This is a genomic window from Maritimibacter sp. UBA3975 (genome assembly GCF_002384975.1).
In the GTDB taxonomy this organism is placed as follows: Bacteria; Pseudomonadota; Alphaproteobacteria; order Rhodobacterales; family Rhodobacteraceae; genus Maritimibacter.
Map to the genome: position 1 here is coordinate 440439 of NZ_DGCP01000011.1, position 13116 is coordinate 453554.

Sequence of the window (13116 nt, forward strand, 5' to 3'; positions counted from 1 at the left end):
TCAGGCCTCCTGCGTTTCGGAATCGGCGGCCTCATCGGTCTCGTCCGAGACCTCTTCGTCCTTTCGGCCGCGCAGCGCACCCCAGACGGCAACGCCGATGGCCACACCGATCGCGACACCGGCGACGAGGTGGTCGTGCCCGGCCACGTCGGCAAGATGGCCCGGATGGGCCAGCGCCATGCCGGGCAGGAAAGCGAAGAAAGCGAGAAGGCGGGTCATCGGCATGGTCCTTTGCAGCGTCCGGGCGCGGAGAGGCCATGCGTCATCGACCGACGACACCGCGCCCTGATCCCCGGTCTGGGTCGATCATTCGGCAGTCACCTCTCCGGCCCCTCTTGGGGCATCGTCGCGGGAGTCACTACAGGAAAGGCGACACCCGCTCAATCGAAAGCGTCGTATGTGCAGGAGCGCACGAAGCTTGCGCCGATTGAACCGTATCGCACAGATGATCGTTTCCCTATGTAAGTGGCCAAGCAAACATGAGGAGACGCACGATGGGCTATCTCGAGAACGGCGAATGGAACACCGGTTGGTATGACACCAAGGCGCATGGCGGCAAGTTCGTGCGCAGCGAAACGAAGTTCAGAAACTGGATCACGCCGGATGGATCCGCCGGTCCGACCGGCGATGCCGGATTCAAAGCCGAATCGGGTCGCTATCACCTCTATGTCTCCTACGCCTGCCCGTGGGCCCACCGCACCCTGATCTTCCGCACGCTGAAGGGCCTTGTGGATCACATCGACGTTTCGGTCGTGCATCCTGACATGCTCGACGACGGCTGGACCTTCGACACGGATTTCGTCGGCGCCACGGGGGACACGCTTATGGGCAAACCGTTCCTGCGTGACATCTACACGGAGGCCGACCCGACCATTTCGGGCCGCGTCACGGTGCCGATCCTGTGGGACAAGAAGACGAACGCCATCGTATCCAACGAAAGCGCCGAGATCATCCGGATGTTCAACTCGGCCTTCAACGATCTCACCGGGGACACGCAGGATTTCTATCCCGCAGACCTCCATGACGAGATCGAAACCGTGAACGCCCGCGTCTATGACACGGTGAACAACGGCGTCTACAAGTCCGGTTTCGCCACGTCGCAGGACGCCTATGACGAGGCCGTGGGTGCGCTGTTCGACTCGATGGACTGGCTCGAGGACATCCTGTCGCGGCAGCGCTATCTGACCGGCGACCGGGTGACCGAAGCGGACTGGCGGCTCCTGCCCACCCTTCTGCGCTTCGATCCGGTCTATCACGGCCACTTCAAGTGCAACCGGAACCGGCTGGTCGACTTCCCGAACCTCTGGGCCTATTCCCGCGAGCTTTACCAGTGGCCCGGTGTCGCGAACACGGTTCACCCCGACCACTACATCCGCCACTACCACTACAGCCATGAAAGCGTGAACCCGCATCGGATCATCCCGGTCGGGCCGACCATCGACTGGGACGCCCCGCATGGCCGCGACCGGGCCGCGCCGGTCGCGAAATCCGCCTGACAGAGCTTGTGAAGCTGCGTTCATGCCTCATATTGGAGGTATGAACGTCATCTTCATCATCATCGTTGGCGCGGCCGCAGGTTTCGTGGCGACCCGGCTCATGAAGGTCGAAACCGACATCCTGACCACGGTCGCCATCGGCGTGATCGGCGCGCTCATCGGCGGGCTCGTGCTGCGCATCATCGTGAGTGTGGGGAGCGTCGCCTTCGGCTTTCTCGGTGCCGTCGTGGGGGCTGCGTTCCTGATCTGGTTCTGGCAGACCTACGTCAGGAAGTGACTATTTGAACGGCGCCATCCCCTCGCGCGCCAGTTCGTCGGCCTTTTCGTTCTCGGCATGGCCCGCATGGCCCTTGATCCATTTCCACTCGACCTGGTGACGCGCCTGCGCCTCGTCGAGCCGCTGCCATAGCTCCGCGTTTTTGACGGGCTTCTTCGCGGCGGTCTTCCAGCCGTTGCGCTTCCACCCATGAATCCAGGTGGTGACGCCGTTCTTCACATACTGGCTGTCCGTCACGATCGTCAGGTCCGAGGGCCGCTCGAGCGTTTCCAACGCCATGATCGCGGCCATCAGCTCCATCCGGTTGTTGGTCGTCGCGGCCTCGCCCCCCGACAGGTTGCGTTCCTTCACGACCCGTTCGCCATCCTTGGCCTGAAGAAGAACACCCCAGCCGCCGGGGCCGGGATTGCCGGAGCAGGCACCATCCGTGTGCGCGACAAGTTCAACCATGCGACAACACCCAGATCCACGGGGCTTTCGTCCCATCGAGGCCACGCCCCTCGCCTTTCTTTCGGGTGATCGGCGTGAATCCCGCCGTGTTCAAATAGTCGTCCAACTCGTCCTCGGCATAGTAGGTGTAGAACCTCCCGATCCCGTCGCGTTTCTCGCCGGTCCCAAGCTTCACCCCGATATGAAAATGCCCGCCGGGTTTCAACGCCCGATGGACCTGAGCGAGGTGACCGGGGAAGTCGGCGCGCGGTGCATGGAGGAGCGAGAAGTTGGCCCAGACCCCGTCGTAAACCCCGTTCGCGTCAAGGTCGGCGAACACTGCCTGCCGGGCAGGCACGTCGCGTTGGCGCGCCAGTTCCACCATCGCGGCGGAGGCATCGGTCGCATCGACCCGTAACCCCGCATCCATCATCCGACGCGACATCGCCCCGGTGCCACAGCCGAGGTCGAGCACCTCCGCCCTCTTCGGCAGCGCGGCCAGAAAGGCATCCAGCCCCGGATGCTCGACGCCTGCCACCATGTCCGCATAGTCCTGCGCCCGGGCGTCGTAGACCGCGATGGTCTCACGGTCCACGCTCATGCGAAATGGCCGATGACGAGGCACGGGACGACGACGGCCGTGAGAAGCAACCGCAGGCGCGGCCACCAGTCCGGCGCCAGCCGCGCGCGCGCCGCCGCGATGTCGACCGGCAGGATGAACAGAAACCCGGCCGCCAGTGTCAGAAGGGTGTTTTCGCCGAAGGCGAAGAAGAACGCCCAGAGTGCGGGGATCACGGAGATCACATAAAACGTGGTCGCCTGTCGACCCGTCGCGCGGGTTGCGAAACCCCAGATGACGCCGGACATGAAGGCGAGGATGATCATCCCGTAATCCGCGAGCACACCGAAACCCACGAAGTAATCTGACAGGGCCGGAACGGCGACGAAACTCGTGACCAGTCCCCAGACGAAAGGGATAAGCCCGGCAAGGCCGAGCAGCAGCGGGACGCGCGGGATCAGACTCATGCGCGCTCCAGCGCGAGTCGGCCCGCGAGCAGCGCGAAGATCCCGGCGAACGAGCGGTTCAGCCACCGCATCGCGCGCTCGGAGGCGAGTAAGCCGTCGCGCGCCTTGGCCGCGAAAGCACCGTAAAGGGCGAAGACGATGAAAGTCAGCGCCATGAACACGAGGCCGAGGGTGATCATCTCGCCAGTCGCGGCCGCCGGATCGCCCGACAGGAACGGCGGCAGGAGAGCGAGGAAAAAGACCGAGAGCTTGGGGTTCAGGATATTGATGAGTGCGCCGCGCGTGGCGATCCGGCGGCCCGGGTCCCCGGTCGTCTCGCGGCTCACGGCAAGCGTGCCGCCAGAGCGCAGCGTCTGCCACGCCAGCCACAGAAGGTATGCGACGCCCGCGAACTTCACCACGTTGAACAGGACTGCCGAGGTATGCAGCACAGCGGCAAGACCCAGCGTTGCGGCAGCGAGGTGCGGGACGATCCCGACCGTGCAGCCCAGCGCGGCCCAAAGCGCCGCGCGCCGCCCCCGGCCAAGACCGACGGCCAGCGTGTAGACGACCCCGGTGCCGGGAATGACGACCACGACAAGCGCGGTCAGCAGGAATTGGGCGGATATCATCGGGGACTCCTCGCGGGTTCGGCAATCATGTCACTTCGCACCCGCGATGGCCCCGGCGGTCAAGCAGGTTCGCGCAGCACGCGCGGCACCTTGAACTCGACATTTTCGGTCGCGGTTTCGACGGTCTCCACCGTCACCTCGTAACGGTCGCGGAAGGCCTCGATCACCTCGTCCACCAGCACTTCGGGGGCGCTCGCGCCCGCTGTCAGGCCGATGGAGCGGACGCCCTCGAGCGCGCGCCAGTCGATCTCATCCGCCCGGCCGACAAGCTGCGCGTAGTCGCAGCCGCGTGAGCGCGCGACTTCCACCAGCCTGCGGGAGTTTGAGGAATTCGGCGCACCGATCACCAACAAGGCGTCCGCACGCGGAGCAATGGCCTTCACCGCCTCCTGCCGGTTCGTCGTCGCGTAACAGATGTCTTCCTTGTGCGGCCCGATGATGGCCGGGAACCGCGCCCTCAGCGCATTCACGATGCCCGCTGTGTCATCGACGGACAGCGTGGTCTGGGTGATGAAGGCAAGCCGATCCGGATCGCGCGGCGCAAGCGTCGCAACATCCGCCTCGGTCTCGACCAATAAAACTTCACCGTCAGGAAGCTGCCCCATCGTGCCGATGGTTTCCGGGTGCCCGGCATGGCCGATCATGACCATCTGGAGCCCGTTGGCGTGGTGCCTCTCGGCCTCGATATGCACCTTGGACACCAGGGGGCAGGTCGCATCGACATAAACCATCTGCCGCCGCTCGGCCTCTTCCGGCACGGCCTTGGCAACACCATGCGCCGAAAAGATCACCGGGCGGTCGGTCGGCGCGTCCTCAAGCTCCTCGACGAACACCGCACCCTTCTCGCGCAGACTGTCCACGACGAACTTGTTATGCACGATCTCATGCCGGACATAGATCGGCGCACCCCATTTCTCGATCGCCATTTCGACGATCTTGATAGCGCGGTCGACGCCGGCGCAGAAGCCGCGCGGGGCAGCGAGGATGAGGGTGAGGGGCGGTTTTGTCATTCAGAAGCTCCTTGAGGCACACCTAATGACGTGGGCGCGGCACGTCCAGAGGCCCGCGGGCGCGATGCCGTGAGCCATTGCGGCGTTCCGGGAGAGCTACGCCCCTTGTCAGCAGGTCTTCAACATCCTGCGCACGGTGGTTCCAGGCGGGGGGCTCGCGCTGGTATCCCCGGCCCTTGTGCCGTCGGGTCGCCGAACGAAAAACGCCCGGTCCAGCACGACCGGGCGTTCTCCGATGTCAGTCCTGGGACGAGCGGATCAGGCGTCCGCGTCTTCCTCGGAATAGCTGCGTTCCTCGCGTGGTTCGCGGGGCGGACGTCCGATGACTTCCTTCAGCTCATCCAACTCGATGAAATTGTCCGCCTGGCGACGAAGTTCGTCAGCGATCATCGGCGGCTGGCTGCGGATGGTGGACACCACCGACACCCGGACGCCTTTGCGCTGAAGCCCCTCGACGAGCGGGCGGAAATCGCCGTCGCCGGAGAACAGCACGATGTGGTCGACATGAGGGGCGATCTCCATGGCATCGACGGTCAGTTCGATATCCATGTTGCCCTTCACTTTACGCCGGCCCATCGAGTCGGTGAACTCCTTGGCGGGCTTGGTCACCATCGTGAAGCCGTTGTAGTGGAGCCAGTCCACCAGCGGCCGGATCGGCGAGTAGTCGTCGTTTTCGAGAAGCGCGGTATAGTAGAACGCGCGCAGAAGTTTGCCCCGGCGCATGAATTCCTGCCGCAGAAGCTTGTAGTCGATGTCGAATCCGAGCGACTTCGCCGCTGCATAGAGATTCGAACCATCAATGAAGAGCGCCAAGCGCTCATCCTTGTAGAACATTATTGATCCTTCCGAATTCTGTTCGCCGCCTGCGCCGTGAGTGGTAAGGGAAAAAATAGGCAGCGGCGAATTCGCGACAACATAGGGATTGGGTGGGATGACGCAACCATATGGCGAGGGGTTACGCCGGGATAATGCGCTGGTTTGCCTCGGAAGCAACGCAACGTCACATGCCGGGGGGCCGGTCGAAACGCTGCGGGCCGCGCTGAAGTCGCTCGACGACGGCCCAGTCAAGATCGTGCGAACCAGTCGCTTCTTTGTGTCTCCTTTCGTGCCGGCCGGCTCGGAACCGGACGTGGTGAATGCCGTGGTGGCACTCGCTACAGACTTGAAACCAAACGCATTACTTACACGCCTCCACGAGATTGAGGCCGATTTTGATCGCCGGAGAGAGGTGCGCTGGACATCGCGCACGCTCGATCTGGACCTCATCGCTATCGGCGAGTCTATCCTGCCCGACCCGTCCACGCTTCGTGAATGGGTCCATCTGCCGCCCGACAGGCAGAAATCCGCCGCGCCAGACAGGCTGATCCTGCCACATCCCCGGATGCAGGACCGCGCTTTTGTCCTGGTCCCAATGGCCGATATCGCGCCGGACTGGCGCCATCCGCTCTCGGGCCGGACGGTCCGGGACATGCTGGATGACCTTCCACCGTCCGACATCGCGGCGGTCACGCCGGTCGAAAGCGCCGACGGATAGCCGAAATACCCTGAGAAACTAGGGCAGAAACGGTGCGAATCTGCTTGTGTTCGGCCCGTTTCGCCCCTAAATAGCCCCTTCACATCCGCGAATTGATTGGAGTCCATCTATGGCCCGCGTGACGGTTGAAGATTGCGTTGACAAAGTCCCGAACAGGTTTGACCTGGTGATGCTTGCCGCCCATCGTGCGCGCGAAATCGCTGCCGGCGGCCAGATCACGGTGGACCGCGACAACGACAAGAACCCCGTCGTGGCCCTGCGTGAAATCGCGGACGAGACGCAGACGGCGGACGACCTCACCGAACGGATGATCGAGTCGAACCAGACCCAGATCGAAGTCGATGAGCCGGAAGACGACCAGATGGCGCTGCTGATGGGTCAGGAGACGCCGGACAAGCCGGACGACGACGACATGACCGACGAGAAGCTTCTTCGCGCGCTCATGGAGGCCCAGGGCCAAGGCTGACCCTGAGACCGCACCTGCATGGCCGAGCTGAACCCCGAAGAGCTTGTCGCGCAGGTCCGCGCCTACAACCCTAAAAGCAATTCGGACCTCATTCGCGCCGCCTTCGAATATGGGCGGCGCATGCATGACGGCCAGCTGCGCCACTCCGGCGAGCCGTATTTCACGCATCCGGTCGCCGTGGCCCATATCCTCGCCGAGCAGAAGCTCGACGACGCCACGATCATCACCGCGCTTCTGCACGACACGATTGAAGACACCGGGTCGACCTACAAGGAGGTGTCCGAGCAATTCGGGGCCGACGTGGCCGAGCTTGTGGATGGCGTCACCAAGCTGACCAATCTCCAGCTTTCCTCCACCGAGACCAAGCAGGCCGAGAACTTCCGCAAGCTGTTCATGGCAATGTCCAAGGATCTGCGGGTGATTCTCGTCAAGCTCGCCGACCGTCTGCACAACATGCGCACGATCCGCGCTATGCGGCTCGACAAGCAGGTGCAGAAAAGCCGCGAAACGATGGACATCTTTGCGCCGCTCGCTGGCAGGATGGGGATGCAGTGGATGCGCGAGGAACTCGAAGACCTCGCCTTCCACGTCCTCAATCCCGATGCCCGCGCGTCGATCATCCGGCGCTTCGTCCACCTGCAAAAGGAATCGGGCGACGTGATCGAAAAGATCACGAAGGACATCATCAAGGAACTCGACCGCGTCGGGATCGAGGCCGAGGTCTTTGGCCGCGCCAAAAAGCCCTATTCGATCTGGCGCAAGATGCAGGAGAAGGACCAGTCGTTCTCGCGCCTCTCCGACACCTACGGGTTCCGGGTCATCACCAGGAGCGAGGCGGACTGTTATTCCGTTCTGGGCGCGGTCCACCAGCGGTGGCGTGCGGTGCCGGGGCGCTTCAAGGACTACATCAGCCAGCCGAAATCCAACGGCTACCGCTCGATCCACACGACCGTATCGGGCCGCGACGGAAAGCGGGTGGAGATCCAGATCCGCACTCGCCAGATGCACGAAGTGGCCGAAGCCGGCGTCGCCGCCCACTGGTCCTACCGCGACGGGGTGCGGGCCGAGAACCCCTTTGCGGTCGACCCCGCGAAATGGATCGCGACCCTTACGGAGCGGTTCGAGAACGCCGAGGATCACGACGAATTTCTCGAGAACGTCAAACTCGAGATGTATCAGGATCAGGTGTTCTGCTTCACGCCCAAGGGCGAAGTGGTGAAACTGCCACGCGGGGCAACACCGCTCGACTTCGCCTATGCGATCCACACCCGGATCGGCGACAGCTGCGTGGGCGCGCGCGTCGACAACATCCGCGTGCCGCTCTGGACCCGGATCAAGAACGGGCAGTCGGTCGAGATCATCACGGCCGAAGGCCAGTCACCGCAGGGCACCTGGCTCGACATCGTCGTGACGGGGCGGGCCAAGTCCGCCATCCGCCGCCGCCTGCGCGAAGAAGACCGGGAGCGCTACATCAAGCTCGGGCGCGAACTCGCCCGCGTCGCCTTCGATCATGTCGGGCGCAAGGCCACCGACAAGGCGCTCTCCACCGCCGCGCGGCAATTGAGCCTTGGCAGCGCCGAGGAACTCCTCGCCCGTCTGGGCTCCGCCGACCTCGCCGCACGCGACGTGGTCGCCATCCTCTATCCCAACGCGCAGGACAGCGGCAGCAAGATCGACCCCGACCGCGCGGTGATCGGCCTCGAACCCGGCCAGAGCTTCACCATCGCCAAATGCTGCCAGCCGGTGCCGGGCGAGCGCATCGTCGGCATCACCTATCGCGGCAAGGGCGTCGTCGTGCATTCCATCGACTGCCTCGCACTCGAGGCGCTGGACGGAGACAGCTCGCGCTGGGTGGACGTCCACTGGCACTCCGGCCAGCATCCGGCGATCCACTCGGTCACGCTCGATATCGTCATTGCGAACGGTCCCGGCGTGTTGGGGCGAATCTGCACATTGATCGGTGAGCAGAAGGCCAATATTTCTGACCTTCACTTCGTTGACCGAAAGCCCGATTACTTCCGTATCTACGTCGATGCCGACCTGCGGGACGTGGAACACCTGCACGCCGTCATGCTCGTCCTCGAAGCCGAGACGGATGTGGCCGAGATTCGCAGGCACCGCGACCTGAGCCGCGCACCATAAGGGAAAGGGGGGGCCGAGCGATGTTCAAACGCAAGCCGCGCTCCTACCTCCGCACGGTGCTGGAATTCTTCTACCCGCGTGGCGGCTGGTATCGCGCGACTCGTTACGTCATTTATCGCCTGCGCCGCCTGCCCGACCCCGCCCACCGGATTTCACGCGGGATCGCGGCGGGCGTGTTGGTGAGCTTCACACCCCTCTTCGGCCTGCATTTCCTGACCGCCGCATTCCTCGCATGGGTCGTACGGGGCAACCTGCTCGCCGCCGTGCTCGCAACCTTCGTGGGCAACCCGATCACCTTTCCCTTCATCGCGGGGATGAGCATGCGGCTGGGCAACCGTATTCTCGGGAACCCCGTGGGGGATATGCGCCTGCCGCAGGTGGTCGACGCTTTCGCCAATGCCTCGGGCGAGATCTGGCACAACGTCCTGTCGGCCTTCACATGGCGCACCGCGCATTGGGACGGGCTGGGCCTGTTCTTCGACCGGGTTTTCCTGCCCTATCTCGTGGGCGGCCTGCTTCCCGGTCTCGGCGCGGCCTTCATCGCCTACGGCTTGTCCCGCCCCGTCATCACCGCGTATCAGAAACGTCGTGTGAAACAGCTTCGCAAGCGCTACGAAAAGCGCATGGCGGAGCGGACCCGGACCCGCAAGGAGGGCGATACATGACCGGCAAGCTGCGCCTCGGCGTGAACATCGACCATGTGGCCACGGTGCGCAATGCACGCGGTTCGGCCTACCCCGACCCCGTGCGCGCGGCCAGACTTGCCGAAGAGGCAGGGGCCGACGGCATCACCGCCCACCTGCGCGAAGACCGGCGTCACATAGGCGACGACGACATCGAACGACTGGTCGAAGAGCTGTCGGTCCCGCTCAACTTCGAAATGGCCGCGACGGATGAGATGCAGGCCATCGCCCTGCAACACAAACCGCACGCGGTCTGTATCGTTCCGGAAAAGCGTGAGGAGCGCACGACCGAGGGTGGGCTCGAGGTCGCGAAGGACGAAAACCGCCTTGCCCATTTCATCGCACCTCTGGCCGATGCGGGTTGCCGCGTGTCGATTTTCATCGCCGCCGACCGTGCCCAGATCGAGGCCGCGAACCGCATCGGCGCGGCGGTCGTCGAACTGCACACCGGCGCCTATTGCGATTTCCACGCCGAAGAAAAATTCGAGGAACGTGACGCGGAGCTCGAACGCCTGCGCGACATGGCGCACTTCGCCCATTCGCTGGGGCTCGAGGTCCACGCCGGTCACGGGCTGACCTACGACACGGTGCAGCCGGTCGCGTCCTTTCCCGAGGTGATGGAGCTCAACATCGGGCATTTCCTGATCGGCGAGGCGATCTTTCGCGGGCTTCCCGAAAGCATTGCAGAAATGCGCCGGCTCATGGACGACGCAAGGGCGTGACCATCGGTGAGCTCCTCCCGATCCTCGCGATCTGGGCCGTCGCCGTAGCCTCCCCCGGCCCTGCGAACCTCACGCTCATTTCGACGGCCCTGGGCTCCGGTCGCCGCGCAGCACTCGGCGTCGCCTCGGGCATCATTACAGGCTCGGTGACTTGGGCGACGGCTGCGGGCCTCGGCCTCGGCGCACTGATGATGGCCCATGCGTGGACCATCGACATCCTGCGTTATCTGGGGGCCGCCTACCTGCTTTACCTCGCCTTCCGGTCCGCCCGCGCCGCGTTGCGCGCGAAGACGCGTGAGTTGGAACCCACGCGCGCCGGCATCAGCTTCCGCAAGGGCTGGCTCAAGGGCGCTACGGTCCACCTGACGAACCCCAAGGCGATCTTTTTCTGGGGATCGCTGTTCGCGGTCATCGTTTCGCCGGACGCGCCGGGGCGCGATCTGCTCACCGTGGGGCTTGCCTGTATCGCAACCTCGACGACCGTGGTCTTCGCCTACGCGCTCCTGTTCTCGACGCGCCGGGCGGCCATGGTCTACCTTCGCCTCCAACGCGTGTTCGACGGCCTTTTCGCCGCGCTGTTCGGCGGCGCGGCCATCAGCATCCTGACCATGAGGTTCACATGATCCGTCTCGCCCTCGCCGCCCTGTGCCTCACCGTTGCCCCCGCTGCCGCACAAGTGGCGGTTGGCGACTGCGACTGGCGAGCCAGCGCGCAGTCCGTCGCGGAACCGTGGGAAGCGAACTCCCGCACTTTCGCGAACGGCGACGTGCGACTGGCGAAACTCGACGTGGGCGAACCGGCCTTCGGCGGCTTCTTCCTGCTTGTCCTGTCGCCGCCTCGCGACGAGATCGGCTTTCGCCAGTGCCGCGTCATCACCTTCCCTGAGACGAGCGGTTTCGGAGGCATGGATTTCGATGCTCTGGAGGCGGGCTATGATCCGTCCGTCGGGCTCATGTTCACCGTCCCGGTCAAGGTCTTCGTGGCATCCGACGCGGTGGAAGGGCAACCGGCCCTGCTGCGGTTTTCCCTGAATCAGGCGACCGGAGCCATCTCTCCCCGCCTCACGCTGACGCGCGACTGAGGGAACCTGACCCCCCGGGTGCCGGGTGTTCCGAGGTAAGCACGAACGGACGGGTAGTCGGTCAGGCCAGCTCGATCCCATCCGCCGCAAGTTCCTCTTTCATCCAGCGAATGAAGTAGCGTTGCGCGGGTCCGATGCTCCGATCCTTGGCCGAGACGAGCCAGTAACTCTGCCCGGTCGGCTCACGCCGCGCGAACGGTGCAACGACCCGGCCTGACGCGAGGGCGTGCAGGTCGAGCGTCTCCCACGCGAGGAAAACGCCCGCGCCCCCAGCGGCGGCATCAAAACAAAGGCTCCCATCCGAAAACTCCGGTCCGGGGCCCAGAATACCCGCGCTCAACCCCTCGGGCGCGAGCCAGGTTTCCCAGGAAATCGTCGTGTTCACATCGCGCACGATCGGCACGTTCGCGAGGTCTTCAGGCGTGGTCAGCCGCGCGGCCATGTCCGGCGAACAGACCGGCATGACGCGATGGTCGAACAGCTTTTCCGCCCGCACCCCGGCATAAGGCCCGGTCCCGATCCGCAAACACAAGTCCACATCCGAGGTGTTCGGGTCCACCAGTCCCACGGAACTGTCGATCCGCACCTTCACCTCCGGATGGCGCTCGGAGAACCGCGGCAGGCGCCAGACCAGCCACCGTGCCGCAAAGATCGGCGCGACGGATACGACAAGCGTATCGCGCCGGTCCCGCGTCGCTTCCCCGACCGCCGCCGACAACTGCGCGAAACCCGCTGAGAGCGGCCCCAGCATCGCCGCCCCTGCAGCGGTCGGCGTCATCCCCGACCGTCCGCGCGTGAACAAAACGACATCCAGCGCCGCCTCGGCCTTGGCGATACGCTGGCTGACCGCGCCGATGGAAACGCCAAGCTCTCCCGCTGCGCGCGCCAGAGATCCGAGGCGCCCGACAGCTTCGACGGCGCGCAGGCCGGACAGGTGGACATGATCGAGTTTCTCCATTCAATAAATCTAAACGATAGTGGAGGTCATCTCCATGTTTTTATGGCGCAGCCATATGCATGATGTTCCCAACCGAAAGGAACACAACCATGCCCTACCTTCTCCCCGCCCTCCTGCGCACCACCCCGATCCGTCGCGCGCAACCGCCGGACCCGCTCGACCATCCAGCGCTGCACGACCTGCCGCCCGCCGCGCTGGCCGACTTGCCCCGCCCGCGCAAACCCTCTTGACGCCGCCGCGCCCACGGGCGAACCCGAGGCATGATCCTCGGCATCGGAACGGACCTTGCGAACATCGACCGGATCGCCGGCGTGCTGGAACGCCACGGCGACCGGTTCCGCGACCGTGTGTTCACCGACACCGAGCGGATGAAAGCCGCCCGCCGCAAAGACGAGGCAGGCACCTATGCCAAACGCTGGGCGGCCAAGGAGGCCTGTTCCAAGGCACTGGGCACGGGCCTGCGCATGGGGATCAGCTGGAAGGACATGGCGGTCTCGAACCTCGGAACCGGCCAACCCGTGATGCATCTCACCGGCTGGGCCGCCGAACGGCTCGCCTCGATGACGCCCGAGGGGCATGAGGCCATCGTTCATGTCACCCTCACCGACGACCACCCCTGGGCGCAGGCTTTCGTCCTGATCGAAGCCCGCCCGATTGCTTGACTCGACCTGCCGACCCGCC

General features: G+C 64.5%; 19 protein-coding genes. 11 read left to right on the forward strand and 8 right to left on the reverse strand.

The genetic code is table 11. The annotated features are described in order from the left end of the window. Positions 1 to 219 (reverse strand): DUF6732 family protein, encoded by a 219-nt coding sequence (locus tag B2585_RS12955; RefSeq protein WP_292023724.1) that lies wholly within the window; start codon positions 217 to 219, stop codon positions 1 to 3. A 275-nt stretch (positions 220 to 494) separates the two neighbouring features. Here B2585_RS12955 and B2585_RS12960 point away from each other — a divergent pair, with 275 nt between their 5' ends. Both B2585_RS12960 and B2585_RS12965 read left to right on the forward strand, forming a co-directional pair. Continuing rightward, positions 495 to 1496 (forward strand): glutathione S-transferase family protein, encoded by a 1002-nt coding sequence (locus B2585_RS12960; RefSeq protein WP_292023726.1) that lies wholly within the window; start codon positions 495 to 497, stop codon positions 1494 to 1496. A gap of 40 nt (positions 1497 to 1536) precedes the next feature. Beyond that, positions 1537 to 1773, forward strand: a complete 237-nt coding sequence (locus B2585_RS12965) for a GlsB/YeaQ/YmgE family stress response membrane protein (RefSeq protein ID WP_292024043.1) — start codon at positions 1537 to 1539, stop codon at positions 1771 to 1773. On the opposite strand, the gene rnhA is transcribed toward B2585_RS12965, so the two are convergent. The 6 genes from rnhA to B2585_RS12995 all read right to left on the reverse strand — a co-directional run bounded on the left by rnhA (position 1774) and on the right by B2585_RS12995 (position 5683). Further along, positions 1774 to 2223: a ribonuclease HI gene (rnhA, locus tag B2585_RS12970; protein ID WP_292023727.1), complete on the reverse strand. Its 450-nt coding sequence runs from the start codon at positions 2221 to 2223 to the stop codon at positions 1774 to 1776. Next, positions 2216 to 2803, reverse strand: a complete 588-nt coding sequence (locus B2585_RS12975; RefSeq protein ID WP_292023729.1) for a class I SAM-dependent DNA methyltransferase — start codon at positions 2801 to 2803, stop codon at positions 2216 to 2218. Before B2585_RS12975 ends, rnhA begins: the two co-directional genes overlap by 8 nt. After that, the gene (locus B2585_RS12980; RefSeq protein WP_292023731.1) at positions 2800 to 3228 is read right to left on the reverse strand and encodes a DUF3429 domain-containing protein; all 429 of its coding nucleotides are present in this window, start codon (positions 3226 to 3228) and stop codon (positions 2800 to 2802) included. Before B2585_RS12980 ends, B2585_RS12975 begins: the two co-directional genes overlap by 4 nt. Continuing rightward, positions 3225 to 3839 (reverse strand): LysE family translocator, encoded by a 615-nt coding sequence (locus B2585_RS12985; RefSeq protein ID WP_292023733.1) that lies wholly within the window; start codon positions 3837 to 3839, stop codon positions 3225 to 3227. Before B2585_RS12985 ends, B2585_RS12980 begins: the two co-directional genes overlap by 4 nt. 59 nt (positions 3840 to 3898) lie before the next feature. Further along, positions 3899 to 4849 carry a 4-hydroxy-3-methylbut-2-enyl diphosphate reductase gene (gene ispH, locus B2585_RS12990; protein ID WP_292023735.1) on the reverse strand — a complete coding sequence of 317 codons (951 nt, stop codon included), beginning with the start codon at positions 4847 to 4849 and terminating at the stop codon, positions 3899 to 3901. A 258-nt stretch (positions 4850 to 5107) separates the two neighbouring features. After that, on the reverse strand, positions 5108 to 5683 hold the full coding sequence (locus B2585_RS12995; protein ID WP_292023737.1) for an NYN domain-containing protein: 576 nt from the start codon (positions 5681 to 5683) through the stop codon (positions 5108 to 5110). Between the two features lie 97 nt (positions 5684 to 5780). On the opposite strand from B2585_RS12995, the gene folK reads away from it, so the two are divergent. The 7 genes from folK to B2585_RS13030 all read left to right on the forward strand — a co-directional run bounded on the left by folK (position 5781) and on the right by B2585_RS13030 (position 11477). Next, complete coding sequence (folK, locus tag B2585_RS13000) at positions 5781 to 6383, forward strand: 2-amino-4-hydroxy-6-hydroxymethyldihydropteridine diphosphokinase (RefSeq protein ID WP_292023740.1); 603 nt, start codon at positions 5781 to 5783, stop codon at positions 6381 to 6383. A gap of 109 nt (positions 6384 to 6492) precedes the next feature. Continuing rightward, complete coding sequence (gene rpoZ / locus B2585_RS13005) at positions 6493 to 6849, forward strand: DNA-directed RNA polymerase subunit omega (RefSeq protein WP_292023743.1); 357 nt, start codon at positions 6493 to 6495, stop codon at positions 6847 to 6849. 18 nt (positions 6850 to 6867) lie between these two features. Further along, the gene (locus tag B2585_RS13010) at positions 6868 to 8991 is read left to right on the forward strand and encodes a RelA/SpoT family protein (RefSeq protein ID WP_292023744.1); all 2124 of its coding nucleotides are present in this window, start codon (positions 6868 to 6870) and stop codon (positions 8989 to 8991) included. A 20-nt stretch (positions 8992 to 9011) separates the two neighbouring features. After that, positions 9012 to 9656, forward strand: a complete 645-nt coding sequence (locus B2585_RS13015) for a DUF2062 domain-containing protein (RefSeq protein WP_292023746.1) — start codon at positions 9012 to 9014, stop codon at positions 9654 to 9656. Further along, complete coding sequence (locus B2585_RS13020; RefSeq protein ID WP_292023748.1) at positions 9653 to 10396, forward strand: pyridoxine 5'-phosphate synthase; 744 nt, start codon at positions 9653 to 9655, stop codon at positions 10394 to 10396. Before B2585_RS13015 ends, B2585_RS13020 begins: the two co-directional genes overlap by 4 nt. Next, the gene (locus B2585_RS13025; RefSeq protein WP_292023750.1) at positions 10393 to 11019 is read left to right on the forward strand and encodes a LysE family translocator; all 627 of its coding nucleotides are present in this window, start codon (positions 10393 to 10395) and stop codon (positions 11017 to 11019) included. Before B2585_RS13020 ends, B2585_RS13025 begins: the two co-directional genes overlap by 4 nt. Then, on the forward strand, positions 11016 to 11477 hold the full coding sequence (locus B2585_RS13030) for a hypothetical protein (RefSeq protein WP_292023752.1): 462 nt from the start codon (positions 11016 to 11018) through the stop codon (positions 11475 to 11477). Before B2585_RS13025 ends, B2585_RS13030 begins: the two co-directional genes overlap by 4 nt. Before the next feature lie 61 nt (positions 11478 to 11538). Here B2585_RS13030 and B2585_RS13035 read toward each other — a convergent pair whose 3' ends face one another. Further along, positions 11539 to 12435 carry a LysR substrate-binding domain-containing protein gene (locus B2585_RS13035; RefSeq protein ID WP_292023754.1) on the reverse strand — a complete coding sequence of 299 codons (897 nt, stop codon included), beginning with the start codon at positions 12433 to 12435 and terminating at the stop codon, positions 11539 to 11541. An 89-nt stretch (positions 12436 to 12524) separates the two neighbouring features. Between B2585_RS13035 and B2585_RS13040 the strand changes: the two genes are divergently transcribed. Together B2585_RS13040 and acpS are read left to right on the forward strand one after the other, a co-directional pair. Next, on the forward strand, positions 12525 to 12665 hold the full coding sequence (locus B2585_RS13040) for a hypothetical protein (RefSeq protein WP_292023757.1): 141 nt from the start codon (positions 12525 to 12527) through the stop codon (positions 12663 to 12665). A gap of 30 nt (positions 12666 to 12695) precedes the next feature. Beyond that, positions 12696 to 13097 (forward strand): holo-ACP synthase, encoded by a 402-nt coding sequence (gene acpS / locus B2585_RS13045; protein ID WP_292023759.1) that lies wholly within the window; start codon positions 12696 to 12698, stop codon positions 13095 to 13097. The last annotated feature ends 19 nt before the right edge of the window (positions 13098 to 13116 follow it).

What these genes read in the sequence shown, in the direction of transcription:
- B2585_RS12965 (WP_292024043.1), top strand. Translation starts at nt 1,537, where the DNA reads ATGAACGTCATCTTCATCATCATCGTTGGCGCGGCCGCAGGTTTCGTG.
- B2585_RS13035 (WP_292023754.1), bottom strand. Translation starts at nt 12,435, where the DNA reads ATGGAGAAACTCGATCATGTCCACCTGTCCGGCCTGCGCGCCGTCGAA.
- B2585_RS13020 (WP_292023748.1), top strand. Translation starts at nt 9,653, where the DNA reads ATGACCGGCAAGCTGCGCCTCGGCGTGAACATCGACCATGTGGCCACG.
- B2585_RS12995 (WP_292023737.1), bottom strand. Translation starts at nt 5,683, where the DNA reads ATGTTCTACAAGGATGAGCGCTTGGCGCTCTTCATTGATGGTTCGAAT.
- B2585_RS12955 (WP_292023724.1), bottom strand. Translation starts at nt 219, where the DNA reads ATGACCCGCCTTCTCGCTTTCTTCGCTTTCCTGCCCGGCATGGCGCTG.
- B2585_RS12980 (WP_292023731.1), bottom strand. Translation starts at nt 3,228, where the DNA reads ATGAGTCTGATCCCGCGCGTCCCGCTGCTGCTCGGCCTTGCCGGGCTT.
- B2585_RS12985 (WP_292023733.1), bottom strand. Translation starts at nt 3,839, where the DNA reads ATGATATCCGCCCAATTCCTGCTGACCGCGCTTGTCGTGGTCGTCATT.
- B2585_RS13030 (WP_292023752.1), top strand. Translation starts at nt 11,016, where the DNA reads ATGATCCGTCTCGCCCTCGCCGCCCTGTGCCTCACCGTTGCCCCCGCT.
- B2585_RS12975 (WP_292023729.1), bottom strand. Translation starts at nt 2,803, where the DNA reads ATGAGCGTGGACCGTGAGACCATCGCGGTCTACGACGCCCGGGCGCAG.
- acpS (WP_292023759.1), top strand. Translation starts at nt 12,696, where the DNA reads ATGATCCTCGGCATCGGAACGGACCTTGCGAACATCGACCGGATCGCC.
- B2585_RS13015 (WP_292023746.1), top strand. Translation starts at nt 9,012, where the DNA reads ATGTTCAAACGCAAGCCGCGCTCCTACCTCCGCACGGTGCTGGAATTC.
- rpoZ (WP_292023743.1), top strand. Translation starts at nt 6,493, where the DNA reads ATGGCCCGCGTGACGGTTGAAGATTGCGTTGACAAAGTCCCGAACAGG.
- B2585_RS12960 (WP_292023726.1), top strand. Translation starts at nt 495, where the DNA reads ATGGGCTATCTCGAGAACGGCGAATGGAACACCGGTTGGTATGACACC.
- B2585_RS13040 (WP_292023757.1), top strand. Translation starts at nt 12,525, where the DNA reads ATGCCCTACCTTCTCCCCGCCCTCCTGCGCACCACCCCGATCCGTCGC.
- ispH (WP_292023735.1), bottom strand. Translation starts at nt 4,849, where the DNA reads ATGACAAAACCGCCCCTCACCCTCATCCTCGCTGCCCCGCGCGGCTTC.
- rnhA (WP_292023727.1), bottom strand. Translation starts at nt 2,223, where the DNA reads ATGGTTGAACTTGTCGCGCACACGGATGGTGCCTGCTCCGGCAATCCC.
- folK (WP_292023740.1), top strand. Translation starts at nt 5,781, where the DNA reads ATGACGCAACCATATGGCGAGGGGTTACGCCGGGATAATGCGCTGGTT.
- B2585_RS13010 (WP_292023744.1), top strand. Translation starts at nt 6,868, where the DNA reads ATGGCCGAGCTGAACCCCGAAGAGCTTGTCGCGCAGGTCCGCGCCTAC.